Source organism: Cytophagia bacterium CHB2 (assembly GCA_030263535.1).
In the GTDB taxonomy this organism is placed as follows: domain Bacteria; phylum Zhuqueibacterota; class Zhuqueibacteria; order Zhuqueibacterales; family Zhuqueibacteraceae; genus Coneutiohabitans.
Map to the genome: position 1 here is coordinate 1 of SZPB01000211.1, position 11,586 is coordinate 11,586.

The 11,586-nt window shown below is 53.7% G+C and carries 9 protein-coding genes; 7 read left to right on the top strand and 2 right to left on the bottom strand.

The annotated features are described in order from the left end of the window. Together FBQ85_18715 and FBQ85_18720 are read right to left on the bottom strand one after the other, a co-directional pair. On the bottom strand, nt 1-820 hold an 820-nt coding region (locus FBQ85_18715; GenBank protein MDL1877167.1), incomplete at its 3' end, for an AAA family ATPase. Between the two features lie 74 nt (nt 821-894). Next, nucleotides 895-1,170, bottom strand: coding sequence for a hypothetical protein (locus FBQ85_18720; GenBank protein MDL1877168.1), 276 nt, complete (start codon nt 1,168-1,170; stop codon nt 895-897). Between FBQ85_18720 and FBQ85_18725 the strand changes: the two genes are divergently transcribed. The 7 genes from FBQ85_18725 to FBQ85_18755 form a co-directional block, all read left to right on the top strand. After that, nucleotides 1,158-2,063 carry a hypothetical protein gene (locus FBQ85_18725; protein MDL1877169.1) on the top strand — a complete coding sequence of 302 codons (906 nt, stop codon included), beginning with the start codon at nt 1,158-1,160 and terminating at the stop codon, nt 2,061-2,063. The genes FBQ85_18720 and FBQ85_18725 overlap by 13 nt on opposite strands. A 62-nt stretch (nt 2,064-2,125) precedes the next feature. Next, nucleotides 2,126-4,555 carry a hypothetical protein gene (locus FBQ85_18730; protein MDL1877170.1) on the top strand — a complete coding sequence of 810 codons (2,430 nt, stop codon included), beginning with the start codon at nt 2,126-2,128 and terminating at the stop codon, nt 4,553-4,555. A 107-nt stretch (nt 4,556-4,662) separates the two neighbouring features. Beyond that, on the top strand, nt 4,663-6,114 hold the full coding sequence (locus tag FBQ85_18735) for an NAD(P)/FAD-dependent oxidoreductase (GenBank protein MDL1877171.1): 1,452 nt from the start codon (nt 4,663-4,665) through the stop codon (nt 6,112-6,114). Nucleotides 6,115-6,370: 256 nt separating this feature from the next. After that, entirely contained in the window at nt 6,371-8,053 is a 1,683-nt protein-coding gene (locus tag FBQ85_18740) for a hypothetical protein (GenBank protein MDL1877172.1), read from the top strand. Nucleotides 8,054-8,429: 376 nt separating this feature from the next. Continuing rightward, nucleotides 8,430-9,614 carry a hypothetical protein gene (locus FBQ85_18745; GenBank protein MDL1877173.1) on the top strand — a complete coding sequence of 395 codons (1,185 nt, stop codon included), beginning with the start codon at nt 8,430-8,432 and terminating at the stop codon, nt 9,612-9,614. Nucleotides 9,615-9,971: 357 nt separating this feature from the next. Beyond that, on the top strand, nt 9,972-11,072 hold the full coding sequence (locus FBQ85_18750) for a DUF2270 domain-containing protein (GenBank protein ID MDL1877174.1): 1,101 nt from the start codon (nt 9,972-9,974) through the stop codon (nt 11,070-11,072). A 62-nt stretch (nt 11,073-11,134) separates the two neighbouring features. Further along, nucleotides 11,135-11,586 (top strand): hypothetical protein (locus tag FBQ85_18755; protein ID MDL1877175.1); only part of this gene is annotated, 452 nt, incomplete at its 3' end.

An 11,586-nucleotide genomic window follows, 5' to 3' on the forward strand; every position in this document is an offset into this window, starting at 1 on the left:
CTTCTGCGCTCTGGATTTCCTTCAACACGGCCTTCAGGCGTTCTTCGAACTCGCCGCGGTACTTCGCGCCGGCGACCAGCGTCGCCATTTCGATTTGAATGAGGCGCTTGTTTTTCAGCGATTCCGGCACGTCGCCGTGCGCGATGCGCTGCGCAATGCCTTCGACAATCGCGGTTTTGCCGACGCCCGGGTCGCCGACGAGCACGGGATTGTTTTTGGTGCGGCGCGACAACACCTGCACCGCCCGCCGGATTTCCTCATCGCGGCCGATCACCGGATCGAGCTTGCCGCTGCGCGCCAGCTCGGTGACATCGCGGCCAAAACGCTCCAGCGCCTGATATTTGCCTTCGGGATTTTGATCGGTGACGCGCTGCGTGCCGCGAATCTCCTTCAGCACTTTGAAAATGTTGTCACGCGTGACGCCCTGCTGCCGCAAAAGCTGGCCGGCTGCGCCTTGTTTTTCTTCCGCAATCGCAATCAGCAAGTGCTCGCTGCTGACGTATTCGTCCTTGAGCTGGCGCATTTCGTTTTGCGCCTGATTGAACACATTTGCCAGCCGGTGCGAAACGTAAATGTTGCCGACGGCGCCGGCGCCGGAGACGCGCGGCATGCGCCGCAACTCATCTTCCAGGCGGCTCTGCACCAGGCTCACATTCGCGCCCAGCTTTTTTAGGATTGCGACGGCGACGCCTTCGCTGTCACGCAACATTGCCTGCAACAGGTGTTCGACTTCGATCTGCTGCTGTCCGGTTTCTGAGGCAAGTTGCTGCGCGGCAGCTACCGCCTCTTGCGCTTTGAGTGTAAATTTATCGAGCGTCATGTCATGTTCTCCTCAATTTTCTCGCAATATTGACGAGATATAATGGAATTCATTAGCAAATTTCTTTATCAATATCAACCATCGAAACGATGATAAACAAAGAGCATACCAGTGCCAAATTTCTGACAGGCTGGCAAAAAATTTGTCAACTGAAAGTTAGATTGGCAATCATGTTTGACAGGATGACATACGCAAAAAAATCCCTTGCGCTTCTCGCCTTCCGGTTGCAATTTGGGCTTAACTTTTGGAAATACTGCCCGTAAAAGTAAGCCGCCAATTATCGCCCAAACGCTGGGTAGAATCGTCTGATAATTTTCATTAGCTTTGCGAGGGAGATATGAGAAGATCATGTATTGTACTCCTGAGCGCGTTGCTCGTTGTCGCCTGCCGTGAGCGCCCGGCAGATCGCGATCGTGAAGCAGACCGCCGCCGCGAGAGTCGAGCCAGCCGTGCTGCAAGTGAAGAGCTTGTGATTCGGCAAACCATCGCATTAACGAATCAAACCGCGTTGCGCCTGGATCTCGAATATGCCGCCGGTCGGCTCGATGTGGAACCGGCTTCCGACGGCGTGCTGGCTGAATTGGACTTGCGTTTTTCAAGCGAAGAGCATCGTCCGACAATTGATTTCGATAGCACCAGTACCTCGCCGACGCTATGGATTCACAGCCCCAAGCGCCGCAATGACAATGTCGATCTTGACCGGCTGCGCGATAATCACTGGCGCCTCAAGCTCTCGCCGCAGATTCCCATCACGTTCGACATTGAAGGTGGCGCGTTTGATGCGCTGCTTGATTTCAGCGGTTTGAAAGTCGCCAGTCTCAATCTCGATGTGGGCGCCGGAGAGTTGGATATCGAATTTCGCGAGCCGAACCCCGAGACGCCGAATCTGCGCATCAACTCCGGCGCAGCCTCGATCGATGCGCGCGGTTTATGTTACGCCAATTTCCGCAGTTTCATCTTCAACGGCGGCGCCGGCAAATCGGATTTGTCATTTGACGGCGATTATCAAGGCGAGGGTGAAGTCGAAATGAATTTCGGCGTGGGCGTCAATTCCGTCGCATTGAGCCGTGCGTTGGGCGTGCGCGTCCGCAAAGAGGGATCGTTTCTCTCGCCCATCAGCCTGCGCGATTTCGTCAAGCAGGGCGATACCTACTATTCCGAGAATTACGATACGGCCCAGAGTAAACTCGATTTTTATATTAAGATGGGGGTCGGACATACCTCGATTCGCTGGATCAAGTAAAAACAATTGCAGAGACAAGCGCGATAAGCCGATGTCACTTGCCACTTGCTCAATCCCGTGCCATGAAGTCTGAAATCAACCGCACTGCCTCACAAGACAATATCGTTTTGCTGGTTTTAGCGTTGCTGGGCGCGGCGCTGTTCTTCGCGCTGTTCCAGCGCGTCACGCCGGCGGCCAAACTACATATCGAGCTTAATCGTGACGAAGCCGAGGCCGCCGCGCGCGACTATTTGAAGTCGCTCGATTATAACGTCGCCGGCTTCGAAGAAAACATCATGCTCGTGATTGACGACAAACAGGAAAGCTTCTTGCAGGCGCAAAACGCCACACCGGATGAGCGCGCCCTGATTGAGCGGCATCATCCAGTTGCGGCGTGGGAGATAATCTATCGCCATCCCGAGACAAGCGAGCGTTTTCAACTCATGGCGTCGCCCACCGGCGAGGTATTTCACTTTGAGCATATTTTGCCGACCAACGTCGAAGGCGAGATGATGCCGCAGGCTGCAGCGCGCTTATTGACGCGCGACTTTCTGGCGCAGCATAAAGGCATTGACTGGGAAGACTATGAAACCGTCGATGCGCAGATGATCAAACAAGAGGCGCGCACGGATCATAATTTCATCTGGGAAAATCGCGCGCCTGCCGCAGGCGGCATGAAGCTCCGGCTCAAAGCCATTGTGTTGGGCGACAAAATCGGCGGCTGGATGCAGCAGGTGCAATACCCCCGGGACTTTTCCGAAGAGTACACCCAGCGCGTCAACGCGGCCAATTGGTTTCACGCCGCGGGAACTGTGCTGCTCATGTTGATGGCCGCCATCAGCCTGGTGATTTTCATGCTGCGTTTCCGCGCCGGAGAAGTGGGGTTGCGCAACGCCCTGGCGCTGGCGTGCTTCATCTTCATGTGTACCCTGCTTTTTTTCATCAACGTGGTGCCGGCGCAGGGCATCACCCGTGAGAGCCTGCTCTCCGACAATCGCGGTTTTTATGTTGTCGCCACCTACATCAATATTTTGTTATTGACCGTGATCGTTACCGTCGGCGTGTTTTTGGTTTGGATTAGCGGTGAATCGCTGACGCGCGAAGTCTGGCCGGAAAAATTGCGCGCCTACGACGCCCTCTTTACCGGCCGTTTTTTCTTTCCGGAATTCGGCTACGCCATTTTGCGCGGCGCGGCGTTGGCGTTCATTCACTTGGGATGTTGGTATGCGTTGGTGCGCGCCTTCATCAAACAACCGGAACAATGGCTGGTCACAAGCCATTATGACGAACAAATTTTTTCAGCGTTCCTGCCGGCCGGTTTGCCCATTTTCTTCGGAATCTATTCCGCCGTTTTGTTCACTTCCTACGCGCCGCTTTTTACGCTGAGTTTTTTTAATCGCCGGCTAAAAAATACTTTGGTCGCCGCGGCGCTAACGCTGTTGTTGTTCGAAACCGTTTTTAGCGGCACGTTTACGATTCATGATCGCTGGTGGCAAGCAGGTTTTGCCGTGCTGATTGGCGTGATCACCTACGTTTTTTATTGGCGCTACGATCTGCTCACCGTTTCATTCGGCATCGGCATTGCCACCGCCCTGCCGCACGCCATGACGTTGCTGGCGCAACCGGACAGCGGTTTTCGCGCTGCGGGCTGGTTTTCGCTCAGCCTGCTGTTCGCCTTGCTGATCTTCGGCTACATTGCCGTCGCGCGCGGCAAGCAAATCAGCGACCGCACGATTACGCCGCGCTATGTGCGCTATTTAACCGAGCGCGAACGCTTGAAAATGGAGCTTGAAATCGCGCGCAAAGCCCAGCTTCGCATGCTGCCGCAGCAAATTCCGCAATTGCCCGGCCTTGACATTGCGGCGCACTCGGAACCGGCCAAAGAAGTCGGCGGCGACTATTATGATTTCGTGACCCTGGATGAAAATCGCCTAGGCGTGGTGATCGGCGATGTTTCCGGCAAAGGCATGCCGGCCGCGCTTTACATGACGTTGACCAAAGGCTTTTTGCAGGCGCGCGCGCTGCCGCATGCCTCGCCCAAGGAAATCCTATGCAGCATGAATCGCGGCTTTTATCAAACCGCTGACCGCAACATGTTCGTCAGTTTGTTTTATCTTATTTTTGATCCGGCGCAACAAACCGTCATGTGCGCGCGCGCCGGCCACAATCCCATCATCATTCACAAGCATGCCAGCCGGTATACAAAATTGCTGCAGCCGCCCGGCATTGCGCTCGGCCTGGAAAAAGGCGAAATTTTCGAGCGCATCATTCAACAAGAAACGTGCAGCCTGGAGAAAGGCGATACCCTGGTGCTGTATACCGACGGCCTCACCGAAGCCATGAATAACAAGCGCGAGGAATTCGGCGAAGAGCGCCTGCTCGATTTGATCGCAGGCAACAATCATGGCTCAGCCGGCGATCTGCTCGATTTGATTCGCAAGGAACATCGCAATTTCATCGGCCGTGAGGATCAATTCGATGATTTAACCTGCGTCGTTGTGAAGATCAAATAAATCAAAAGGGGAGATGGGCAACAATCTATTTCTGCGATCTCGACGTCTCGTGTGTATGAATCTTTGTCTTGTTGCTCCCTTGAACATCCAATTGCCTCGAGAGACGATTGCCACCCCGAACCAGCTCCAACTCACCGCAAAAACGAACCTATGATGCCGTCGTTATTGGTTCCGGCCCGAATGGATTAGCCGCCGCGATCACGCTCGCGCAAGCCGGCGCCGCCGTTTTGGTCATCGAAGGCAAAGAAACCCCGGGCGGCGGCACGCGCACGCAGCCGCTGACCCTCCCCGGTTTTCTGCATGATGTCTGCTCTGCCGTACACCCCATGGGACTTGCTTCACCCTTTTTGCGCAGTTTGCCGTTGCAGCAGCACGGCCTTGCATGGCTGCACCCGGATCTGCCGCTGGCGCATCCGCTGGATCACGGCCAGGCTGCGATCCTGTCGCGCTCGCTGGCGGAAACTGTCGAGCAGCTCGGCGCCGATGGCAACAGATACCAACGGCTTTTTGCCCCATTGATTGAAAGCGCGGGAGACCTGCTCCAGGATGTGCTGGGCCCGTTGAAAATTCCGCGCCACCCGTTCACGCTGGCGCGCTTTGGCTTGCGCGCGCTGCGGTCTGCTTCAGCGCTGGCGCAAAGCCATTTCACTCAACCACAAACACGCGCACTGTTTGCCGGAAACGCCGCGCATGCCATCTTGCCGTTAGAGCAACCGCTCTCGGCAGCCATTGGCCTGATGTTGATGACCATGGGGCACGCGGTGGGCTGGCCGTTTGCCCGCGGTGGATCGCAAGCGATTGCTGACGCCCTCGTGCGCTACCTGCAAACGTTGGGTGGAGAGTTGGTCTGCGGTTGGCCCGTTGTGACGCTTGACGAGTTGCCCAAAGCCGAAGTCATCCTGTGCGACGTTGCGCCGCGCGCGCTGGCTGGTTTGGCTGGCAATGGCTTGCCCGAGGGCTATCGCCGCGCCTTGTTGCGTTACCGGCATGGCCCGGGCGCTTTCAAAATCGATTGGGCGCTGAGCGAACCGATTCCGTGGGCGGCGGCCGCATGCCGCCGCGCAGGCACAGTGCATGTGGGCGGCACGTTGGAAGAAGTCGCAGCGGCAGAACGCGCCTGCTGGCAAGGCAAAGCAAGCGCGCAGCCGTTTGTGCTGGTGTCACAGCCAAGCCTGTTTGATCCGTCGCGCGCGCCGCAGGATAAACATGTGGGATGGGCCTACTGCCATGTCCCGCCCGGAGGCGCGGAAAACATGACGGAATATTTGGAAAATCAGATCGAACGCTTTGCTCCGGGTTTTCGCGACTGCATTCTTGCCCGGCACACAATGGCTCCGGCCGATTTCGAAAACTATAATGCCAATTACGTTGGCGGCGACATCATCGGCGGCGTGACCGATTGGCGGCAACTCTTCACCCGGCCTGTGATCCGGATCAATCCCTACCAGACTCCTCGCAAAAATCTCTTCCTCTGCTCTGCTTCGACTCCGCCGGGCGCGGGTGTGCATGGCATGTGCGGCTATCATGCTGCTCGCGCTGCCCTCAAAAGATTGCGATGACGGCGCTCTCTCGTCTCTCTCGAAACGTAAAATTTAAGCAAATTCGAATTCTGCCATTCCGCAAGACTACGACAGCGAAGGTACGTAGCTTGCGCAACATCGGGGCAGCGTAGGAAACGCTGAAGCCACCACCAACCTCCCATGGACGATTAATCGGTTTTCCCGGAATTCGCATAACCCTCCAGCATTTTTACGGGCGTGTTTTGTCATCGAACGGTATGATTCGCTTACTTGCGAGCTAAAGTAAATTCGGAAAATGTGGTTGTTCTTGAGTTCATCCGAATCCAACAGGCAAACGTGTATCATCGTCCGCCAAGGCCTTTTGGCGAATACTCGTTATAACACCGTTTCACACAATAGACCGGAATTGCCTATTCGCAAAATCGAGTACCGTCAATTCATTCCGTTGGATCAAGATCGTCACATCTCAACAAACGGAGGGGTATTTTATATGGCCTTCACCACATCAGCACATTCTGCAACACCCGAGAAGAGAGTTTATCGCCTGACGGTTTTTTCCTTCTTGTGGGCTTGTCAAGCCCTGGTGCATCAGGAGTTTTTTTGGGATTGGCTGCCGAAGGGGAGAATTCTGGGATATGCCGTAACCCTCGCGGCTATCCTGCTGATGTTCAATCCGCGTTCGGTGTCGCTGTTGGGTCTTTTGGCATTGGTGAGTTTTTCGTACAATGTCACGCGCTGGCCGCGGCTGGCAAATCACATTTTTGCCGAAGGATTGATCAATCTTGTTATAGTGATCGCGGTACTCTGGACCCTTTACCAGAATCGTCATCAAATCGGCGCGCCGGGTTGGAGTTGGTACACGCTGGGATTGAACAACCGTAAATCGACCAACAACCTGCTGCGGCGTTTTGCGCCGGTCATGCGCGCCTCGGTGATTATCATTTACCTCTTCGCCACCTTGCACAAGCTCAACTGGGATTTTTTTGATCCAGCCATCAGTTGCGCCACCACCATGTACAACCGTCTGCCGGCATTATTTACGTTCATGCCCGATTATCATTGGGGCCCGCTGGTGTCGATCTGGGGTACACTGATTATTGAGCTCGTCCTGCCGATTTTTCTCATTTTCCGCAAGACGCGCTACTACGCGCTGGCCATCGGCATACCGTTTCATTTGATGCTCGGCTTGATCGGCCATCGGACCTTTTCCGCATTTGCCTTTGCCAACTACTTCCTGTTCACCGACGAAAGATTCATTCAAGCGTTAAATGACCGCTTACGCGCGCTGCGCCAGTGGCTCAGCCAATTTCAGCGTGAGCAGATTCACCGCTATCTTTGGATGGGCATCGGCGTCATACTTCTCGGCATCGTCGCCGGTTTTGCGGCAGATTTTTTGGATTCGAAACGCTTGCGTAAAACCGTCTGGCTCGTTTGGTCACTCACCATGATTGCCGCTTATGTGATTGTCTTGCGCCGGCAAAAAATACTGGGCTTGCCGGCGCCGAAAACCGCGTTGCGCTGGAGCAACCCCGGTTTGCTCTGGATGTTGCCGTTGGTGGTCGTGTTCAACGGCATGAATCCCTATTTGGGATTGAAAACCCATGTCGCCTTCGCGATGTACAGCAATTTGCGCACGGAAGGCGGGGAGTGGAATCACATCTTCATGCCGAGATGGTTGAAGGTTGCCAAATATCAAGATGATCTGGTCGAAGTCATTGATGCGACGCACAAACAGTTCGACGAGTTGAAGACCCAAAATCTGCTCATTCCTCATTTTGAATTCCGTCGCATCATCGACAAAATCAAAGGCGATGTTTGGGTTCACTACGTGCACAACGGCGAACACAAAATACTGGAGATCAAAAACGGACAATGCAACCAAACAGGCTTTGTTAAAGGAAGCACCGGACTGCTGGGCAAGTTTCTGGTTTTTCGGCCGGTTTACAAAGACGGCGCCTTAGCCGACTGTTTACGTTAGCGGCGTTGCCGGCGCGCATCGCTTCCGGGGAAATAGCATTCGTGTTCACCACCGGCTTGCGCGAAATGCAGGAACGCCATTCAAACAATGTGCTTATTTTTGCAACCGCTAATAAACGCAAATATTCGGTAACTTTAATTTGCGTTTATTAGCGTTCATTTGCAGTTTGATAGAGTATTACACCCGCTGAAAAGGCTTTTGGCGTATTTCGCAGGTCCGAAATGGAATCTGCCGAAGTCGAATTAATAACACAAAAACCATCCGTCAACGCCTCACAAGTTTCCCCTGTTAGAAATAACTTGCACTTCTCGCCTGCCGGTTGCAATTTGTTGCGCAATCATCTGCCGCTGCTATTTTTTAAGAGGAGTCATGGGAAATGGTTCCCCGCTTGCGCGACGATTTCAACCGGCGCTTTTCTGTTGAGAACTATCAAAAATTTTTGCGCGAACTAGATGAGGCCGCCGGCGCGCATGTCGATTTTCGCGTGTGCGAAACGCCGGTGTTCATGCCCGCAGAGGTTCGGTTGCATCTCCAGCAAGCTGCCCTGGAATTGGCGCAGCAGGTAAGCCGCCCCGAATATTTGCGCGCCTCGATCGCGGCTGTGCCGGAGGCCTTCCGCGTGCCGAATGATGACAATCATCCGTTGTTTTTGGCGATCGACTTTGCCCTCACGCAAAATGAAAATGGGCAACTTGAACCCAGGCTCATCGAATTGCAAGGCTTTCCCTCGCTTTATGCCTATCAAGTCGTTCTATGCCAGTCTTTCATCAAAGCCTATGAATTGGGAAATTTAAAATACTTGCTCGGCGATTTGACTGAAGCGGAATATCTGCTCCTGTTCAAAGAGGCGTTGCTCGCCGGACATGATCCAGAAAATGTCATTCTCATGGAAATCGAGCCGGAGAAGCAAAAGACGGCAGTCGATTTTGCTTGCACGGAGCGCTTTACCGGCGTGAAGGCCGTGTGCGTGACGAAGATCAAAAAACGCGGAGGCAAGCTTTACTACTTTGACAAGGGCCGGGAGATTCCGATTCATCGCATTTATAATCGCGTCATCATTGACGAATTCGTCAAAAAAAATATTCGCATCGAGTTCGACTTTCGCGACGATTTGGCGGTGGAATGGGCCGGGCATCCGAATTGGTACTTTCGCATCAGCAAATTTTCCATGCCCTATCTCGATCATCCGGCCGTGCCGCGCACGTTTTTTCTCAACGCGCTCGAACACTATCCCGAGCCGTTGAGTAATTATGTTTTGAAGCCGCTGTTTTCGTTCGCTGGCAGCGGTGTGATCATCGACGTGACGCGCGAGCAGCTCGAGGCGATACCAGCGCAGGAACGCAGCAACTATATTTTGCAGGAAAAAATCACCTATGCCCCTCTCATCAAAACGCCGGACGAGCCGGCCAAAGCTGAGATTCGCATGATGTTTATTTGGCAGGAAAAACCCCGGCTGGTAAATTGGCTGGCGCGTTTGAGCAAAGGCAAGATGATGGGCGTCGATTTCAACAAAAACAAAACCTGGATCGGCTCCTCGGGGTGTTTGTATGAGGCGAGTTGAGCCGCTTTGCTAGCGCGTTCACAGCTTGTTGCAAACACACCGGAATGCCTGTTGTCATTGCGCGGCTTCGTGCTCGCATCAATATTGACTTCTAATTCAGAAGATTCTTTTGGTTGATTAATTGAGTCAATCCGGCAAAACAGGCACTAACTACAATACCGTTCACTTAACATTTCGTTCGTAGTCCCGGCCCCTGTGGGCCGATGCTAACGTAAATAATTTCAATCTTCCTGCAGTGCCCCACGAGGGGGCAGGGCTACTAAGTGAACGGTATTGGTTTTAACCATACATTCACACAAACCTGCTTTTGTTGCAGCAGAAAACTATAAAGACCCACTTCGACTAAATTGCAAAGCCATGCCCACCACCGGAAGCGCCCCAGCAGATCCAAACGCGCAGCAGTCACAATCCGTCAATGAGCCGGTTTGGAAATTCCGCGGCTACGAAATGCGGCCGGCGGAATTCAATACCGCGATGGTGCACTACTATCGCGCTGAAATTCAACGTTCGAATGTTTGGCGCCAACGCCTGGATAATACCACGAACTGGGCCGTGGTGACGGCCGGCGCCGCGCTCAGCTTTACGCTTTCCGATCCTTCCCATCACGGCGGCGTGCTGATTCTGAATACTCTGCTCGTCACCATTTTTTTGTGGATCGAAGCGCGTCGCTATCGCTACTATGAATTGTGGGCCTATCGCACGCGCTTGATGGAAACGGATTTTTTTGGCAACATGCTGGTGCCGCCGTTTGCGCCGCAACCCTATTGGGCAGAACGGCTCTCTGAAACGCTGCAAGCGCCGGATTTTCCCATCAGTATGTGGGAAGCTTTTGGCCGGCGCTTTCGCCGCAATTACATGTGGATCTTCCTCGTGCTGGCCCTGGCATGGCTGTTCAAAGGCCTTATCCATCCCACCACCGCCGCGTCGTGGGCGGAATTTATCTCACGGTCCGCGATTGGCCCGCTTCCCGGTTATGTCGTTTTTTTGATTGGGGTCATTTATAACACGATCCTTTTCATCGTGGGATTGGGAACTGCCGGCTTGCAACAGGCAACCGGAGAAGTTCTGCCCAAATCCGGCGACATACCGATTCTCAACGCGCTTTGGCACGCCTTGGAAGTGAAGGATAAGGATGCTTCTGCACGCGGAACGGCGGCGCGGCGCCGCCTCTTAAACCGAAGACGGATGCGCGGACAAAAACTGTTGTGTATGATCGTTGCCGTCAAAGCACAGGTTATTGCAGAACGCATTATGCGCGATCTCAAACGCGGGGTAACCGCGCTGCACGGCATGGGCATGCATTCGCGCCAGGAACGTGAAGTGCTGCTTGTCGCAGTGACGATCAATGAAATGCCGGGCCTCAAGGCCATTGTCAATGCCGAGGACGAGCAAGCTTTTGTGATGGTCATGCCGGCGCAGGAAATTTTAGGTTCCGGCTTTCAGCCTTTGGGGGTCTGAATGGCTTGCATTAATGCCAATGCCTGAAAATAACCAACATTTCGAATCAATCTGGAGATTTGATGAAACGGCAATTACTTTTTGCTGCCGCACTATTGTCCTTCACAAGTTTTTCTGCTGCACTTGCACAAAACACGCCGAATTTGCGTTTGCTCAAATCTGTTGATCCCGCGCCTGCTGTCGGTAATCCCATTCGCTACAGTGAGGTGACGGGATGCGGCAGTCTCGCCGCCATCGCAGGCTGGGGTTTCAACGGTTCGGCGCGCAATGCCTATCTTTATGATGTCAGCATACCAACCTCCCCGCAATTGCTTGCCGTGGTGCCGAGTGACGGCTCGGTTTATGATTTACAAATTCATGGGCGCTATCTTTATCTCGCAGCGCAAAATCAGGGTTACATTGATGTTTTTGATATCATCAACCCAAGCGCGCCGGTGCGAGTGAATCGCTTTCAGCCAAATAAACCGGCCATCAGTCCGCATACGTTTTGGGTTTCGGGCAAAGAGCTTTACAT